At 65.8% G+C, this 15,890-nt stretch carries 16 protein-coding genes and 1 tRNA gene; 9 read left to right on the top strand and 8 right to left on the bottom strand.

Going from position 1 to position 15,890, the window contains the following annotated elements:
- Positions 1 to 137 precede the first annotated feature (137 nt).
- Positions 138 to 428, bottom strand: coding sequence for a hypothetical protein (locus tag J1M43_RS05185; protein ID WP_033106638.1), 291 nt, complete (start codon positions 426 to 428; stop codon positions 138 to 140).
- Between the two features lie 138 nt (positions 429 to 566).
- Between J1M43_RS05185 and J1M43_RS05180 the strand changes: the two genes are divergently transcribed.
- The 8 genes from J1M43_RS05180 to J1M43_RS05145 all read left to right on the top strand — a co-directional run bounded on the left by J1M43_RS05180 (position 567) and on the right by J1M43_RS05145 (position 9,851).
- On the top strand, positions 567 to 1,250 hold the full coding sequence (locus J1M43_RS05180) for a response regulator transcription factor (protein WP_206476135.1): 684 nt from the start codon (positions 567 to 569) through the stop codon (positions 1,248 to 1,250).
- 93 nt (positions 1,251 to 1,343) lie between these two features.
- The gene (locus J1M43_RS05175) at positions 1,344 to 3,509 is read left to right on the top strand and encodes an RNA degradosome polyphosphate kinase (RefSeq protein ID WP_033106925.1); all 2,166 of its coding nucleotides are present in this window, start codon (positions 1,344 to 1,346) and stop codon (positions 3,507 to 3,509) included.
- Entirely contained in the window at positions 3,506 to 4,474 is a 969-nt protein-coding gene (locus tag J1M43_RS05170; RefSeq protein WP_206476133.1) for an NUDIX hydrolase, read from the top strand. The genes J1M43_RS05175 and J1M43_RS05170 overlap by 4 nt, the downstream gene beginning before the upstream one ends.
- A gap of 135 nt (positions 4,475 to 4,609) precedes the next feature.
- Complete coding sequence (pstS, locus tag J1M43_RS05165; protein ID WP_206476131.1) at positions 4,610 to 5,713, top strand: phosphate ABC transporter substrate-binding protein PstS; 1,104 nt, start codon at positions 4,610 to 4,612, stop codon at positions 5,711 to 5,713.
- Between the two features lie 136 nt (positions 5,714 to 5,849).
- The gene (gene pstC, locus J1M43_RS05160; protein WP_033106635.1) at positions 5,850 to 6,818 is read left to right on the top strand and encodes a phosphate ABC transporter permease subunit PstC; all 969 of its coding nucleotides are present in this window, start codon (positions 5,850 to 5,852) and stop codon (positions 6,816 to 6,818) included.
- 1 nt (position 6,819) lies between these two features.
- Positions 6,820 to 7,905, top strand: coding sequence for a phosphate ABC transporter permease PstA (gene pstA / locus J1M43_RS05155; protein ID WP_206476129.1), 1,086 nt, complete (start codon positions 6,820 to 6,822; stop codon positions 7,903 to 7,905).
- A gap of 51 nt (positions 7,906 to 7,956) precedes the next feature.
- A complete protein-coding gene (gene pstB, locus J1M43_RS05150; protein WP_033106633.1) occupies positions 7,957 to 8,736 on the top strand; it encodes a phosphate ABC transporter ATP-binding protein PstB in 780 nt (259 codons plus the stop codon).
- A gap of 263 nt (positions 8,737 to 8,999) precedes the next feature.
- Complete coding sequence (locus J1M43_RS05145) at positions 9,000 to 9,851, top strand: type IV toxin-antitoxin system AbiEi family antitoxin domain-containing protein (RefSeq protein ID WP_206476127.1); 852 nt, start codon at positions 9,000 to 9,002, stop codon at positions 9,849 to 9,851.
- 155 nt (positions 9,852 to 10,006) lie between these two features.
- Here J1M43_RS05145 and J1M43_RS05140 read toward each other — a convergent pair whose 3' ends face one another.
- The 4 genes from J1M43_RS05140 to sigK all read right to left on the bottom strand — a co-directional run bounded on the left by J1M43_RS05140 (position 10,007) and on the right by sigK (position 13,095).
- Positions 10,007 to 10,891 (bottom strand): aminodeoxychorismate lyase, encoded by an 885-nt coding sequence (locus J1M43_RS05140; protein ID WP_206476126.1) that lies wholly within the window; start codon positions 10,889 to 10,891, stop codon positions 10,007 to 10,009.
- Positions 10,892 to 11,088: 197 nt separating this feature from the next.
- Positions 11,089 to 11,718, bottom strand: a complete 630-nt coding sequence (locus J1M43_RS05135; RefSeq protein ID WP_206476124.1) for a DNA-directed RNA polymerase subunit beta — start codon at positions 11,716 to 11,718, stop codon at positions 11,089 to 11,091.
- Positions 11,719 to 11,737: 19 nt separating this feature from the next.
- Complete coding sequence (locus tag J1M43_RS05130; RefSeq protein WP_206476122.1) at positions 11,738 to 12,499, bottom strand: anti-sigma factor domain-containing protein; 762 nt, start codon at positions 12,497 to 12,499, stop codon at positions 11,738 to 11,740.
- Complete coding sequence (gene sigK, locus J1M43_RS05125; RefSeq protein ID WP_200881011.1) at positions 12,496 to 13,095, bottom strand: ECF RNA polymerase sigma factor SigK; 600 nt, start codon at positions 13,093 to 13,095, stop codon at positions 12,496 to 12,498. The genes J1M43_RS05130 and sigK overlap by 4 nt, the downstream gene beginning before the upstream one ends.
- Positions 13,096 to 13,250: 155 nt before the next feature.
- Here sigK and J1M43_RS05120 point away from each other — a divergent pair, with 155 nt between their 5' ends.
- A complete protein-coding gene (locus J1M43_RS05120; RefSeq protein ID WP_033106629.1) occupies positions 13,251 to 13,907 on the top strand; it encodes a fasciclin domain-containing protein in 657 nt (218 codons plus the stop codon).
- A 545-nt stretch (positions 13,908 to 14,452) separates the two neighbouring features.
- Here J1M43_RS05120 and J1M43_RS05115 read toward each other — a convergent pair.
- From J1M43_RS05115 to J1M43_RS05105, 3 genes are all read right to left on the bottom strand, one after another.
- Positions 14,453 to 14,950 carry a YigZ family protein gene (locus J1M43_RS05115; RefSeq protein ID WP_206476120.1) on the bottom strand — a complete coding sequence of 166 codons (498 nt, stop codon included), beginning with the start codon at positions 14,948 to 14,950 and terminating at the stop codon, positions 14,453 to 14,455.
- 122 nt (positions 14,951 to 15,072) lie between these two features.
- Positions 15,073 to 15,672 carry an isochorismatase family protein gene (locus J1M43_RS05110; RefSeq protein ID WP_033106628.1) on the bottom strand — a complete coding sequence of 200 codons (600 nt, stop codon included), beginning with the start codon at positions 15,670 to 15,672 and terminating at the stop codon, positions 15,073 to 15,075.
- A gap of 71 nt (positions 15,673 to 15,743) precedes the next feature.
- Positions 15,744 to 15,819: transfer RNA gene (locus J1M43_RS05105), tRNA-Thr, on the bottom strand.
- Positions 15,820 to 15,890: the final 71 nt, after the last annotated feature.

Genomic DNA, 15,890 nt, shown 5'->3' with positions numbered 1-15,890 from the left:
CTCGATCTCGATCCGGTCTTCAAGAGTCAGATGACGGTAATGTGCGGTCAAGGAAGCGCAACCCTTCAGGTCGTGAGTGTGAATAACCACAACCTACGAGGTGTTGCGCTTCCGTTCAGAACTCGGGAGCGCGCGCGTCAGGCGGGGACCAGCGCCGCCAGTGCGAATCCGGCGGAGACGACTCCGAGCAGGAGCAGGGCGCCGGTCACGCTGGCCGCGGTGCGGAGGATGAAGCCCTTCGTCTGGCCGTACCAGAGCTGCAGGGCGAAGGAGAGCAGCACCGCGCCGCCGAAGCCGACGATCAGCCATTGCACCCGCCACTCGGGAGGTACGAAGATGCCGATCGCGATCGCCGCGAGCAGTGCCGCGCCCCACACGATGACGACGCCGCCGAAGGGGCTGCGCGGCGCGAGAGCAGGTTCGGACATGTCTCCATTGTCACCCATACGTCGGCTGATCCGCGGTTGCGCGCAACGACCATCTGCGTCGCTGGGTATCATTGGCGCACGGCGTCGTACCCGATCGCCGTTCAGGGCGACGGATCCCGCAGCCCGGAAGGAAAGTGCGTGGCCCTGCTCCTGGTTCTGACCTCAGCTCCCGCTTCGGAGCAAGTGCTGCCCGCCCTGGAACTGCTCAGTCACCGTGTGCGGCAGATCCCCGCGGAGCCGGCGCAGCTCGTCAGCGCCCCCGAGAGCGACATCGTCATCGTCGACGGGCGGCACGATCTCTCCGCGGCCAAGTCACTGTGCAAGCTGCTGCGCACGACAGGGCAGGACGCGCCGCTTCTGCTCGTCGTCACCGAGGGCGGGATGAGCGCCGTCTCGGGTGACTGGGGCATCGACGACGTGTTGCTGACGGACGCTGGTCCCGCGGAGACGGATGCCCGCATCCGACTGGCGATCGCGCGCGGCGAGGCCACGGCCGAGCCCTCCCGGGTCCAGGCCTCCGGTGTGACCATCGACGAGCAGTCGTATTCGGCCAAGCTGCACGGCAGGTCGCTGGATCTCACGTACAAGGAGTTCCAGCTGCTGCATTTCCTCGCCACGCATCCCTCACGCGTGTTCACCCGCGAGCAGCTGCTGAGCGAAGTGTGGGGGTATGACTACTTCGGAGGAACACGGACGGTCGACGTGCACGTCCGGCGCCTGCGCGCCAAGCTCGGCGACCAGGAGCAGATCATCGGCACCGTGCGCAACGTCGGCTACCGCTTCAACGTCTACGACGAGGACCAGGTCGCCGCCGCACGGTGACACGGCACGGTGACACGGCACGGTGACACGGCACGGTGACATGAAGCCGGCTCGTTCACGCGCGTGTCATCTGGCGGTGCCAAGATGTACTCCATGATCGATTCCGCGCTCGCCGACGCCGGGCTGGGTGACGCCGAAGATGATGACTTCGACGCCATCGAGTCCCCGGACTCCCTCCTGCCTGACCATCGCTATCACGATCGGGAGGTCAGCTGGCTCGCGTTCAACCAGCGCGTGCTGGAACTCGCCGAAGACGCGACGCTCCCGGAATTGGAGCGCGCGAACTTCCTGGCGATCTTCGCGAGCAACCTCGACGAGTTCTTCATGGTGCGCGTCGCGGGCCTCAAGCGCCGCATCGTCACCGGTCTCGCCGTGCCGACGAATGTCGGCCGCTCCCCCGCGGATGTGCTCGCCGACATCTCCCGCGAGGCGCACGCCCTGCAACTGCGCCACGCCGCTGCGTGGACCGAGTCGGTGCGCCCTGCGCTGGCGGATGCCGGGATCGAGATCACCGAGTGGGACATGCTCACCGATGCCGAGCGCGCCGCGCTCACCGAGTACTTCCAGTTGCATGTCTTCCCGGTGCTCATGCCCCTCGCGGTCGACCCCGCTCATCCCTTCCCGTACATCTCCGGCCTGTCTCTGAACCTCGCGATCCGCATCCGCAATGCGCGCACCGGCCGGCAGGAGTTCGCTCGCCTCAAGGTGCCGCCCATGCTCCCGCGTCTCGTCGAGGTGCCGGGCAGCAGCGAGATCGCACGCTACCTGCCGCTGGAAGATCTCATCTCCAACCATCTCGGCGACCTTTTCCCTGGCATGGAGGTCCTCGACCACCACGCGTTCCGTCTCACGCGCAATGAAGACGTGGAGATCGAGGAGGACGAGAGCGAGAACCTCATCCAGGCGCTCGAGGCAGAACTGCTCCGGCGCCGATTCGGACCGCCGATCCGCCTCGAGATCGCCGACGACATGGACGATCTGACCCTCGATCTGCTGATCAAAGAGCTCGACATCACCGACCAGGAGGTCTATCGACTGCCGAGTCCTCTTGATCTGCGCGGGCTCTTCTCGCTGTCCCGCGTCAACCGACCGGACCTGCGCTACCCGCCGCATCTGCCCACGACCGCCGTGCCGTTCCAGCCGACGGGTTCGAACAGCCGTGCCGACATCTTCAGAGCCATCCGCAAGAGCGATGTTCTGGTGCACCACCCGTACGAGTCGTTCGCGACCAGCGTGCAGGCGTTCCTCGAGCAGGCGGCTCGCGATCCCGATGTGCTCGCGATCAAGCAGACGCTGTACCGCACCTCCGGTGACAGTCCCATCGTGCAGGCGCTGATCGACGCGGCAGAGTCCGGCAAGCAGGTGCTCGCCCTGGTCGAGGTGAAGGCGCGCTTCGACGAGGCGAACAACATCGTCTGGGCCCGCAAGCTCGAAAAAGCCGGCGTGCACGTCGTGTACGGCCTGGTCGGCCTCAAGACGCACTGCAAGCTCGCCCTCGTCATCCGCGAGGAAGACGGCAAGTTGCAGCACTATTCGCACGTCGGCACCGGCAATTACAACCCGAAGACCAGCCGCATCTACGAGGACTTCGGACTCTTCACGGCCGATGCGCAGGTCGGCAAGGACCTCACCCGCCTCTTCAACGAGCTCAGCGGCTACGCGATCGAGAAGAAGTTCAAGCGCCTGCTCGTCGCTCCCCTGCACCTGCGCAAGGGACTTCTACGTCAGATCGACAACGAGCGCAAGAATGCCGAGGCCGGCAAGGCCGCCCACATCCGCATCAAGGTGAACTCGATGGTCGATGAGGAGATCATCGATGCGCTGTACCGGGCGAGCGGGGCGGGAGTGAAGGTCGACATCTGGGTGCGCGGCATCTGCAGCATCAAGGTCGACCTGCCGGGAATCAGCGACAACATCACGGTGCGCAGCATCCTGGGGCGTTACCTGGAGCACTCCCGGATCTTCGCGTTCGACAACGACGGCGACCCGCAGGTGCACATCGGCAGCGCCGACATGATGCATCGCAACCTCGACCGCCGCGTCGAGGCACTCGTCCGCGTGACGGACCCCGCTCACATCAGTGAGCTGCTGTCGTTCTTCGACCTCGCTTTGGACGACGGGACCATCTCGTGGCATCTCGGTGAGGACGGGGTCTGGACCCGACACTCAGTGAACGCGGACGGGGAGTCGCTCATCGATCTTCAGGACAAGACGATGAGCCAGATCCGGCGCCGCCGGCGTACACGGACGGTGCGATGACCCTTCAGGACGCGACCGAGGTGGTGCGAGACGACAAGGCCGTGTACGCCGCGGGAGCGGTGGTGTGGCGTCTCGTCGATGCAAAGCTCTGCATCCTGCTCATCCATCGCACGAAGTATCGCGATGTGACGCTGCCGAAAGGCAAGGTCGATCCGGGCGAGATGCTCGCGCAGACGGCCGTGCGCGAGGTTCACGAAGAGACCGGCATCCGCGTGGACCTCGGCGTTCCCGTGGGCGTCAGCCGCTATTTCATGCGCCCGAAGCGGCAGAAGGTCGTGCACTACTGGGCGGCAGAGGCCACCGAGGAGGCCATCCGCAATTCAGCGTTCGTCCCGAACCAGGAGATCGCCGCGATCGAATGGGTGAGCCTGAAGAAGGCGCGCAAGAACCTGAGCTACCCGGTCGATCTGGAGATCCTCGACGAGTTCGAACGGCTCGTCGACGACGGCGTGCTGCACACCTTCCCGATCATCGCGCTGCGCCATGCGAAGGCCATCTCGCGATCGGACTGGCACGGTTCCGACGCGTCGCGCATCCTGACCGAACGGGGGCGGAAGCAGGCCAAGGCGATCGTCGCACCGCTGCGAGCATTCGGCGTGCGGAAGATCATCACCAGCGACGCAGAGCGCTGCGTGCAGACGGTCGCTCCCCTTGCGAAGGCACTGGATCGCAAGGCGGTCGAGACGGAACTGATCAGCCAGGATGCATGGGAAGAGGGCCGATCCGACCTGCGCGCGGTGATCGGCAAGCGTGTGCGTGCCCGCAAGCCGGCGGTCCTCTGCAGTCATGGCCCTGTTCTGCCCGGTCTGCTCGGCGAACTGGCGCTGGCCACCGGCACCCTGCAGGGCTCGTACCTCGGCAGCGCCTCCGCGTTGGAGGTCGCCGCATTCTCCGTGGCGCACCTGTCTGCGACGAATCCCGGTTCGGGGATCATCTCGATCGAGACGCACGTGCCGAAGCAGTGATCTTCGCCACCCCAAGGGGTTGCCAGTCGTTCACCTTCTGTTTACCCGTGCGGGAGAGTCTCGTTAACCGCCGCCCATAGCGTCACTGTGTGCCCTGCACCGGGCCTCAACCATCCACGATCGAAGGATCCCACAGTGAAGATCTCCCGAATCGCTCGCATCGGCGCCGTCGGCGCCGTCGCCGCTCTCGCTCTCGCCGGCTGTGCCGCGAACGAAGGCGGAACCCCGGAGGGCTCCACCGAGCCGTCGACCTCGACTCTGTCCGGTTCCATCGAGGCCACCGGCGCCTCCTCGCAGGAAGCAGCCCAGCAGTCCTGGGTCGCGGCGTTCCAGACCGCCAACCCCGACACCACGATCAACTACACCGCCACGGGTTCCGGCACCGGCCGCGAGAACTTCCTCGCCGGCTCGTCGAACTTCATCGGCTCCGACCGTGCGTTCAACGCCGAGGAGATCGCCGCAGGCGGCTTCGGCTCGTGCACCTCGGACGATATCGTCGAGATCCCGGTCTACATCTCCCCCGTCGCCGTCGCATTCAACCTCGAGGGTATCGACGAGCTGAACCTCGATGGCGCGACGATCGCAGGCATCTTCGCCGGCACCATCACCAACTGGAACGATCCGGCCATCGCCGACCAGAACCCGGATGCGACGCTCCCCGACCAGGCGATCGTCCCGGTGCACCGCGCTGACGCGTCGGGCACGCAGGAGACCTTCACCAGCTACCTCGAGGCCGTCGCACCCGAGGTGTGGACGAACGAGGCCAGCGACGAGTGGCCGCTGTCGACCGGTGAGGCTGCCGACGGCACCTCCGGTGTGGTGAGCGCCATCACGAACGGCGTCGGCTACATCGGCTTCGCCGACGCTTCGCAGGCTTCAGAGCTCGGTCAGGTCGCTGTCGAGGTCGAGGGCGAGTACGTCCCCTACTCGGCCGAGGCAGCATCCGCACTGGTCGCGGCTTCGCCGCTCGAGGAGGGCCGTTCGGCTAACGACCTCGCGTTCGCGGTCGACCCGGCTGCGGCTCCGGCGGGGTCGTACCCGATCGCCCTGGTGTCGTACCTCATCGGCTGCGTCGACTACGAAGACACTGAGGTCGCCGCGCTCGTCAAGGGATACTTCCAGTACGTCGCATCGGCTGAGGGCCAGGACGTCGCCGCAGAGGCTGCCGGCAGCGCCCCGATCTCGGACGACCTGCGCGAGAAGGTCGACGCAGCGATCGACGCGATCGTCACTGAGTAACACGGATCCTCAGTCATAGGCTGAGAGCTGTGCTGAAGCCCCTGCGGCGCTGGTCGAATCGATCGAACCAGCGCCGCGGGGGCACCCGCATGAACACACCCCGCATGTCCCTCCGAACACCCGTGGAGCCGCTCAGATGACCACCACCACGACGGACACCGAGAGCACCCGTTCGGCCGTGTCGCCGAAGGCCGTCCTGCGTCCAGGAGATCGGATCTTCTCCGGCACCGCGCTCGGCGCCGGCATCGTCATCCTCGTCACCCTGGCCGCAGTCGCCGTCTTCCTGGTCGTGCAGGCGATCCCGGCGTTCGCGCCTGACACCTCGAACAACCAGATCCTCGAGGGACAGTCGTTCATCACGTGGGTCTGGCCGTTCGTCTTCGGCACGCTGTGGTCGAGCCTGATCGCTCTGGTCATCGCGGCCCCGATCGCCGTCGGTATCGCGCTGTTCATCTCCCATTACGCCCCGCGTCGGCTCGCTGGGGTGCTGGGCTACATCATCGACCTGCTCGCAGCTGTCCCGTCTGTGGTGTTCGGGCTGTGGGGCGCGCTCACGTTCGCGCCCATGCTCGTGCCGTTCTACAAGTGGCTCAACACGAACCTCGGGTGGATCCCGATCTTCGGCGGTACGCCGTCCGGCACGGGCAAGACGATCCTGACGGCATCCCTCGTCCTCGCCGTCATGATCCTGCCGATCATCACAGCGATCTGCCGTGAGATATTCCTCCAGACACCGAAGCTGCACGAAGAGGCCGCACTCGCTCTCGGCGCGACCCGCTGGGAGATGGTGCGGATGGCTGTGCTCCCCTTCGCCCGCAGCGGCATCGTCTCCGGAGCGATGCTCGGCCTCGGCCGCGCACTCGGCGAGACGATGGCGGTCACGCTCGTGCTCTCGCCGCTCGGTATCGTCACCTTCAACCTGCTGAACCCCGAGAACCCCACGACCATCCCTGCGATCATCGCGCTGCGGTTCCCGGAGGCCCACGACGAGGGCGTCAACACCCTCATCGCGGCCGGTCTGATCCTGTTCATCGTGACCTTCGCGGTCAACTTCGTCGCACGCTGGATCGTGTCGCGTCGTGCCGAGTTCTCGGGAGCCAACTGATATGAGCGCCATCGCCGTCGCCCCCGCCACTCACACGACCAGCGCAGGGCATCTGCCCAAATGGGCTCCGTGGGCTCTTCTCGCGATCTGCTTCCTGATCGCGGGCACGATCTTCGCCTTCGCCAACAGCGGCGGCGACCCGGCCGACTTCAACATCGCGCTGACCCTCGTCGTCGGGATGATCCTCTACATGGGGCTCATCTTCGTCGTCTCCACGGTCGCCGAGAGCCGTCGCCATGCGACCGATCGCCTGATGACCGCCCTCGTCTCGGCGGCGTTCGCGGTCGCGCTGCTCCCCCTCATCTCGCTCCTGTACACGGTGCTCATCAACGGCCTCGCACGGTTCGACGGCGAGTTCTTCAGCTTCTCGATGCGCAACATCACCGGCGAGGGAGGCGGCGCCATCCACGCCGTCTGGGGCACGCTGCTCATCACGCTCGGCGCGACGATCATCTCGGTGCCGATCGGCCTGATGACGTCGATCTACCTCGTCGAGTACGGTCAGGGCAAGAAGCTCGCCCGCGGGATCACGTTCCTCGTCGATGTGATGACCGGCATCCCGTCGATCGTCGCCGGTCTGTTCATCTACTCGGTGTTCGCACTCATCATGGGACCGGGAACGCGCATCGGCATCATGGGTTCGCTCGCACTCTCCGTGCTCATGATCCCCGTCGTCGTGCGCGGCTCGGAAGAGCTCCTGCGCATCGTGCCGAACGAACTGCGAGAGGCCGCATACGCGCTCGGCGTTCCGAAGTGGCTGACGATCATCAAGGTCGTGATGCCCACTGCCATCGCCGGAATCGTGACCAGCATCATGCTGGCGATCGCGCGCGTCATCGGCGAGACCGCACCGCTGCTGCTCACGGTCGGCATCGTGCAGGGAATGAACCTCAACATGTTCAGCGGGCAGATGTCGACGCTGCCGGTGTTCTCCTACATGCAGGCCAAGTACCCCGGGCTTCCGGCCGATGCGTTCATCGACCGTGCGTGGGCTGCCGCGCTCACGCTCATTCTGATCGTCATGGTCCTCAACCTGGCCGGTCGCCTCATCGCCAAGGTGTTCGCACCCAAGTTGTCCGGCCGCTGAGCCGTCTCCCCTTTTCCCGACAGAAGCTTTCCCGACCGAAGGATCTCTCAGGTGTCCAAGAGCATCGAAGTAAACGACCTCAATGTCTTCTACGGCGACTTCCTCGCCGTGGAAGGCGTCAGCATCGACATCAAGCCGAACACGGTGACGGCTTTCATCGGCCCGTCCGGCTGCGGCAAGTCGACCTTCCTGCGCACCTTGAACCGCATGCACGAGGTCATCCCCCGTGCGCGCGTCGAGGGCGAGGTGCTGATTGACGGCAAGAACCTCTATGGCGCGAACGTCGACCCGGTGCTCGTGCGCCGTCAGGTCGGCATGGTCTTCCAGCGTCCGAACCCGTTCCCCACGATGTCGATCAAGGAGAACGTGCTCGCGGGTGTGAAGCTCAACAACACGCGCATGTCGAAGAGCGACCAGGAGACCCTCGTCGAGCAGTCGCTGCGCGGCGCGAACCTCTGGAACGAGGTCAAGGACCGTCTCGACAAGCCTGGCTCCGGACTCTCCGGCGGCCAGCAGCAGCGTCTGTGCATCGCTCGTGCCATCGCCGTCTCACCCGACGTGATCCTCATGGACGAGCCCTGCTCCGCGCTCGACCCGATCTCGACCTTCGCGATCGAGGAGCTCATCGCCGAGATCAAGACCCAGTACACGGTCGTCATCGTGACGCACAACATGCAGCAGGCGTCGCGCGTCTCCGACAAGACCGCGTTCTTCAACATCGCCGGCACCGGTAAGCCGGGCAAGCTGATCGAGTACGACGAGACGGCCACCATCTTCACGACGCCGTCCGTGCAGGCGACTGAGGATTACGTCTCGGGCCGCTTCGGGTAACTCCCCTGGCCCCTGGCCTCTGCCCTCTCTGCCCCCTGCCCCCTCTGCCACCTCTGCCCATCTGCCCATCTGCCCCCTGGGAAAACCCAGACCATCTGGCGTGTCTCCGGCGCGTCGCACTGCGACACACCGCGCGACACGAAGTCGGTCTGGGTTTTCCCATTTATGACTGGTTCTGCACAGGATGCCGGTTCACCGGCTCCTACACAGAACGTGCTTTTGCGGGGGGCGCGCAACAGCGGCGACCGGGCAGGATCGTGCCCATGTCATTCATGGCTGCACCCGCCGCGCTGCACTCTCTGGGGCGAATGGCGCGCACGGCGGAACTCACACGGCTCGGGGTGACCGAGGCGGAGCTCACTCGCGCAGTCTGCGCCGGTACCGTCGTTCGGCCTCGCCAGGGCGTGTACGCACTCCCCGATTGCTCGGACGATCTGCTGCATGCCGCCTCACACGGCGGAACCCTGGGGTGCAGTGCCGCGGCGAAGATGCTCGGGCTGTGGATCCTGGAGGTCCCCGAGCAGCACCACATCTGGCTCGGCGACGCAGGAACTCCGCGATCAGGATGCTCGGACTGCCGCGTGCATTGGGACGAAGGCACCGCCGAGGTCGGTGTTCTGCCGCCAGTGCACAACGTTCTCCTTCAGATCGCGGTGTGCACCGACGAGGACACGTTCCTCGCGGCGTTCGAGTCAGCACTCCGCCATCACAAGATCTCATCCGGGGGCATCGCCTGGTTGAGGAGTCGTCTCCCACGGCGCCGCCGCTGGCTGATCGACTTCGCCCGATCCGACGCCGACAGCGGACTCGAATCGCTCTTCCGGCTACGGATGCATCGCCTCGGCATCACGGTGCGCTGCCAGGTCAGCATCCGCACCGTCGGCGAAGTCGACTTCGTCATCGGCGACCGATTGATCGTCGAAGTGGACGGCCGCGAGAACCATGAGCGTGAGAAAGAGCGATCCAAAGATCTGGCTCGCGATGTTGCCGCAGCGACCCTGGGTTACGATACTCTGCGCTTCACCTACGCCATGATCGTCCATCACTGGAAGAGCGTCGAATCTGCGATCCTCGCCAAGATCGCAGATCGCGCTCACCTGCGGCCTCTGCGCTGACGCTCGTTGCGCACCCACGCGGTGGAATCTCGGAAAACAGAGACCGTGTGGCGTGTCTTCGGCATGTCGCGCGAGAACACGCCGCCGACACGCCCGCCCGTCTCCGTTTTCCGATTCGCGGCATTGCGGATGCCGCGTCCGAAGCTGTGCGCGGATCAGTCGCGAGGCGACAGGAGGTACTGGTTCAGTTCGGCCGTGAGGGTGTGGTCGACCGAAACCGCAGCACCGTCGACGGCGGTGATGGGGACGGCGAGGCGGATGCTGGAGACCAGCCATGCGGCATCCGGCCGCGAAAGGTCCGTCGCCGGGATGCGGCCGTACTCCGCGTCGAAGCCTCGACCCGCCAGGTGCTCGTACACGCTCAACTGAGTCGTGCCGTGCAGGATGCCCCCTGTGGGCGCCGGAGTGGTGAACCGATCGCCGAAGCGCAGGATGAGCGATGCCGTCGGCGCCTCGAGCACGAAACCGTCGCTGGAGACGAAGATCGCGTCGTCCGCTCCCCTGCGATGCGCCTCGCGCAGCGCAGCCATATTCACGGCGTACGACAGCGTCTTCGCCCCGAGCAGCAGCCAGGGCGCCCGCTCCGCGGCGTCCAAGCCGTACCCTCGGTCGAGAGTGACGACCTTGACGCCCGCCTCGCGGACCGCCCGAAAATCGGATGCCGGCGCCGCCGTCACCCAGGCGGTCGGAGTGGGTCCGTGCTCGACGCCGCGGCTGAGGATCAGCTTGATCACGGCTTCTCCGGCAGGGCACTCCGAGGCGGCGACCGCGACGGCCTGACGCCACTGCTCCTGGTCGGGTACCGGCAGATCGCACAGCCGTGCCGAGTTCGCCAGGCGCTCCAGATGCGGAATGACCTCCTGCGCATGCCCATCGACAACCCCGATCGACTCGAACACGCCGTCGCCGCGCTGGGTGCTGAGCTCCCCCACGCTCAGCGCAGGAGCCGCGGCATCCACGACGGTGAATGTGTCCGCGTAGTCGGTGCGCTCCTCAGAGGCGCCGACGGGATCGATGATCAGAGCGAAGCGCCGGGTCATACAGCGACTCTACGGCCACGGCACCGAAGGGAATACCAGCGACGTGCGGACGTTACAATGGAGTGGCCGGGCCGCATAACCCCGGGCTCCAAATTCTGCCGCTGCGAGCGGCCTTCCGCCGAGAGGCGTTCTTGCGGCCCGGTCTTTCCATATCCGCGGCAGCTCTGCAGCGGGTCGTTGAGTTCGCCTCGTGAGCGTCAGTTCAATCCGCCGCTGCGCCAGAGGCCGGCCGCCGCGCTCAGGTCTCCCGCGTACATGTGGAGCCGCCGCGCACGAGCCGTGAGTTCAGTCGCACGCTCGGGTTCGGTCGCCTCGTAGTCGTCAGCGGTGTGTGTCGCGCCTGAGACCTGAACGCGGCAGAATGCGGCGGCGCGCTCGAGTGCGACCGAGAAGTCGCCGCGGAACACACCCCGAAGGATCGTGTCGATCAGCGACACGATCTCCTCCGGGTTCGCCGGTACCGGCGCGCCGGCGACGACGGCATCCACCGAACCGAGTTCGACGCGGCCCCGTTCGTAGAGCAGCGCGGAGGTCTGCGGATCGCTGTGAATCGCCAGCTGCAGCAGGTACAGGCGCCAGAGCGCTCCGGGAAGCGAGACGGCGGGGGCGGTCGCCCACAATTCGGCGATGTCATCGATGCCGTGCTCGGCCGTGAACGCGATGAGACGTTCTGCGCTCTCCCCGCTCTCGTCTTCGCGAGCGCGGGTCAGCAGAGCGGATGCCGTGGCGTGAGCGACCCTCGTCGCCTCCGCAGAATCCGAGGATCCGACAAGGTTGTCGAAGGACGCAGACGGGCGGCGGACGGGACGGTGGAACTGCTCGGACATCCGTCCAGGGTACTCGCGCTCAGGCGGTCGGGATCGCGATGATCGGATCGCTCGTCGGCTGCCCCGTGGGTGATCCGCCCGCCGGCTCCACCGTCACAGCGATCACGTCGCCTTCACGCATGGCCCCTTCGAGCAGCGCGGTGGCGTCACCGGCATCCGCTTCGAATAGACCCGCCGGCACCGGCTCATCGCCGCGCACGAACCAGAGCTCGTAGGTCTTGTCGTCGCTGAGGGGCTCGAGACCGTCGGCGACGAGAACCGCGCTGCCCACTGTGGCTGACCAGTGGGCGGTGGCGACTGCGCCGGATTCGAGCTCTATCGAAGCCTTCTGTGCATCCGGTGCCGCCTGGATCTCGTTCAGAGCGACGACGGATGCCGGTGTCGTCAGCTGCGACGTGAGGGCGACGATCCCGAAACCCAGACCGGCGAGAAGTACCAGGCACGCGGCGAGAACGAAGATGGCGCGTCCCCAGCGACGAGGCGGGCGCAGGAAGGGCTCTTCGACCTCGGGGGTCGCCCGTTCGACAGAATGCGGCGCGACAGCGTCGTCACCCTGGGGCGTCGTCGCGATCTGCGCGAGCAATGCGGCGCGGATGTCGGAGGGCGGTGCAACCGTCACCGAAGCGTCGGCGAGAAGGTGAGCGGTCTCGATGTCGTCGTCCGCGATCGCCTGCCATTCAGGGTGGCTGATGAGGGCATCCGCGAAAAGCTGCTCATCGGCATCCGAGAGCGCGTGCAGGGCGTGGCCCGCAGCCAGCTCGGCGAATTCCTTCTCGTTCATGCGTTCACCCCCATCTCGCTCCTCAGACGTGAGAGTCCATCTCTCATCCTCGTCTTGATCGTTCCCAGCGGCGCACCGATCAGCACCGCGATCTCGCTCTGGCTGTAGCCCCCGTAATACGACAGGACCAGTGCCTCCCGCTGCGGGTCCGGCAACGTCGCCAGAGCTGCGACGACCTTGCCTCCCTCGATGCTCAGCTCGACCTGCTCCGCCACGCTGTCGTGCGAGACGCCGAGGTCGCGTATTCCGACCCTGACGTCTCGATCAGTACTGGACTGTGACGCACGCACTCGATCGACCGCCCTCCGGTGAGCGATCGTGAGAACCCACGTTCTGCCCTGCCCCTTGTTCGGAGCGAACCGTCCGGCGGATTGCCACACTTCGAGAAAGACCTCCTGGAGCACTTCCTCGCTCTGCGAGCGATTGACGAGCACACGCAGGATCAGTCCGAAGACGCGTGAGGAGAGCAGATCGTACAGATCGGAGAAGGCTCTCTGGTCTCCGTCGGCGACACGGACGAGGAGGTCGGCGGCGAGATCTCCCGCCGAACCGTCCTCCGGCATGTCCACGCCGTCAATGACCATCCACATAAGCATGCCGTATCGGGCGGGTCCCGTCCTCTTCCCCCGCCCAATGGCCGATCATCCACCTGCCAAAAGTTTTTCCGAACCATTCCCATCCGATCCGTGAGGGGCTCCGAAGAATCCTCGACACCGCGGGAATGCCGCGGTTCCGATTCCCGGAGGTAGACATGTTCAGCACCAAGAAGAAGATCACCGCAGCTCTTTCACTCGGCTTCGTCAGCGTTCTCGTGCTGTCGGGTTGTTCGATGAGCTCCGACACGGCCGAAGAGCCGGCCGAGTCCACCGCGCCGGAGACGTCGCAGGAGACACCGGACACGATGGATCCGGCCGCGAACCTCGTCGGCCCCGGCTGCGAGGCGTATGCCGAGGCAGTGCCGGACGGCGGCGGCTCGATCGCGGGAATGTCGAAGGATCCTGTTGCGGTCGCGGCATCCAACAACCCACTGCTCAAGACGCTCGTCGCAGCCGTGAGCGGACAGCTCAACCCTGACGTCGACCTCGTCGACACCCTCAACGGAGACGAGTTCACCGTCTTCGCTCCGGTGGATGACGCGTTCGGCAAGATCGACCCGGCCACCATCGAGGCCCTGAAGACCGACTCTGCCACGCTGTCGTCGATCCTCACTTACCACGTGGTTCCCGGCCAGATCGCTCCCGAGGACATCGCAGGCACGCTCACAACCGTGCAGGGTGCGGAGCTCGAAGTCACCGGCAGCGGCGACTCGCTGATGGTCAACGACGCCAACGTTGTCTGCGGTGGAGTCCAGACCGCGAACGCAACCGTGTACCTGATCGACTCGGTACTCATGCCCCCGGCTGAGTAATAAGAAGTTCCGGCCTTTGGGGAGGTTGGAATTGGGGGGGCGACGCGGTCGCCGGCGAAGCTGTGTCGCCGGCGGCCGCGTTCTGTCGTTCACGGCAGTTACGGGTCGACGGCGCGTGTGCCCGATTCGAACCGGCTCCGGCGCCCGCTAGAATGGAAGCACGGGCCTCTAGCTCAGTTGGCAGAGCATCGGACTTCAACATAATAGGAGCGCCTCGGGGGAAACCTCGGGGATGACACCACTCAAAGTCGGGGAACCCTTCCTGGGAGACCAGTTGGCAATCCCGAGCCAAGCCGGACGCGAGTCCGGAAGGTGTAGAGACTGGACGGGTGGCACCTAAAGCGAAAGCCAGGGTGAAGGGACAGTCCAGACCACGAACGTCCGACGGACGGCGGCGAAAGTCGAAGTGGTATGTTAATCCGCGGGTCATGGGTTCGAGCCCCATGGGGCCCACCGTATCCAACGTCTGACAGCGAGGTCATCGAGGAGATCGCCGAGGCACCCCCACGAAGGGCAGACGGCCTGACGCCTCCGCCGCGCGGCGCTCAGGACCCCGCACGAGAGCGATGACGCCTGACCGCCACAAGCCTCTCGGTACCGGTGAGGACGGCCTCCACCGCGACCGTCACGCCGGCGAGCATGTGCCGATCGACGACGGTCGCGAGATCGAGCACCTCTGACACCGCCGTCGAGTATGCCCGCACCAGTCCCCCTGCGCCGAGTTTGACCCCTCCGAAGTAGCGCGTCACGACGACGACTACGTCGGTGAGCCCGCGGCGCAGCAGCACCTCGAGCATTGGCACCCCCGCAGTGCCGGACGGCTCGCCGTCATCCGAGGAACGTGCCCGATCGCCCAGATCTCCCGTGACCTGCGCCGAGCAGTTGTGTCTTGCGTCCCATGCTCGGCGCTTCACCTCGGCGATGACGGCATCCGCTTCTGCAGACGACGCCACCGGCGCGGCGTGTGCGATGAATCGGGACTTCTTGATCACCAGTTCGTGGTCGACGGTCGCGGCGATCGTGGAGGGGTAGATGCGAGTCATTTCGCGGCGGTGAGATCGGCGAGCTTCCTGGTGGTGCGCAGATTGCGGCCGACGAGTGCGAGCCGCTCCCCTGGAATTGCGACCACTGACGTTGACGGCACGCAGCAGCAGGACGCTGCGATTCACGCGCCGGATTCCGCGTCCACCTGCGCGCTCTCGACCAGCTCCGCCCCGGCATGCGCCATCTCGGCGAGCGCCTTGTCGCTGGACTCGGCGCCGACGCCGGCGACGAGGTCGGTCAGCACGCGGATGTGAACCCCGTGCGCGATCGCGTCGAGCACGGAGGCGCGCACGCAGTGGTCCGTCGCCAGCCCGACCACATCGGCGGTGAGCACACCACGAGCACTCAGCACCTCGGCCACCGTGAAGCCGTCCTGCGTGATCCCTTCGAACATCGAATAGGCGGGCTTGCCCTGGCCTTTGTGCACGTGGTGGGTCACGGCATCCGTCGTGAAGAGCTCGTCGTACTCCGCACCCGGCGTTCCCGCGACGCAGTGCTCCGGCCAGGTGTCCAGGAAATCAGGGTCATCTGCGAAATGCCCGCCGTTGTCGCCGTCCGCGTCGTGCCAGTCGCGTGACGCGGCGACCACGTCGTAGTCGCCCGCGCGAGCTGCGAGGAAGGCGGACACTCCGGATGCCACGGCATCGCCGCCCGCGATCGCGAGCGCACCGCCCTCGGTGAAATCGTTCTGCACGTCGATGATGAGAAGCGCCTTCGTCATGATTCGAGGGTACGCCGATGCCGGCGCGCGAACGACGAAGCCCCGTGATGTCTTTCACATCACGGGGCTTATGGAGCCGCCTGTCAGAATCGAACTGACGACCTTTTCATTACGAGTGAAATGCTCTGCCGACTGAGCTAAGGCGGCGTGCGCTGCAAGAGCGGCACGATCAACGATATTACCCTGTCGAAGGCGCCATCGCGAACCGACGCCACGGT

This window comes from Microbacterium sp. KRD172, assembly GCF_017168295.1.
GTDB lineage: Bacteria > Actinomycetota > Actinomycetes > Actinomycetales > Microbacteriaceae > Microbacterium > Microbacterium profundi.
This window is presented reverse-complemented; position numbering and strand designations above follow the sequence as displayed.

What these genes read in the sequence shown, in the direction of transcription:
- J1M43_RS05185 (WP_033106638.1), bottom strand. Translation starts at nt 428, where the DNA reads ATGTCCGAACCTGCTCTCGCGCCGCGCAGCCCCTTCGGCGGCGTCGTC.
- J1M43_RS05175 (WP_033106925.1), top strand. Translation starts at nt 1,344, where the DNA reads ATGATCGATTCCGCGCTCGCCGACGCCGGGCTGGGTGACGCCGAAGAT.
- J1M43_RS05170 (WP_206476133.1), top strand. Translation starts at nt 3,506, where the DNA reads ATGACCCTTCAGGACGCGACCGAGGTGGTGCGAGACGACAAGGCCGTG.
- pstC (WP_033106635.1), top strand. Translation starts at nt 5,850, where the DNA reads ATGACCACCACCACGACGGACACCGAGAGCACCCGTTCGGCCGTGTCG.
- pstA (WP_206476129.1), top strand. Translation starts at nt 6,820, where the DNA reads ATGAGCGCCATCGCCGTCGCCCCCGCCACTCACACGACCAGCGCAGGG.
- J1M43_RS05145 (WP_206476127.1), top strand. Translation starts at nt 9,000, where the DNA reads ATGTCATTCATGGCTGCACCCGCCGCGCTGCACTCTCTGGGGCGAATG.
- J1M43_RS05140 (WP_206476126.1), bottom strand. Translation starts at nt 10,891, where the DNA reads ATGACCCGGCGCTTCGCTCTGATCATCGATCCCGTCGGCGCCTCTGAG.
- J1M43_RS05135 (WP_206476124.1), bottom strand. Translation starts at nt 11,718, where the DNA reads ATGTCCGAGCAGTTCCACCGTCCCGTCCGCCGCCCGTCTGCGTCCTTC.
- J1M43_RS05130 (WP_206476122.1), bottom strand. Translation starts at nt 12,499, where the DNA reads ATGAACGAGAAGGAATTCGCCGAGCTGGCTGCGGGCCACGCCCTGCAC.
- sigK (WP_200881011.1), bottom strand. Translation starts at nt 13,095, where the DNA reads ATGCTTATGTGGATGGTCATTGACGGCGTGGACATGCCGGAGGACGGT.
- J1M43_RS05120 (WP_033106629.1), top strand. Translation starts at nt 13,251, where the DNA reads ATGTTCAGCACCAAGAAGAAGATCACCGCAGCTCTTTCACTCGGCTTC.
- J1M43_RS05115 (WP_206476120.1), bottom strand. Translation starts at nt 14,950, where the DNA reads ATGACTCGCATCTACCCCTCCACGATCGCCGCGACCGTCGACCACGAA.
- J1M43_RS05110 (WP_033106628.1), bottom strand. Translation starts at nt 15,672, where the DNA reads ATGACGAAGGCGCTTCTCATCATCGACGTGCAGAACGATTTCACCGAG.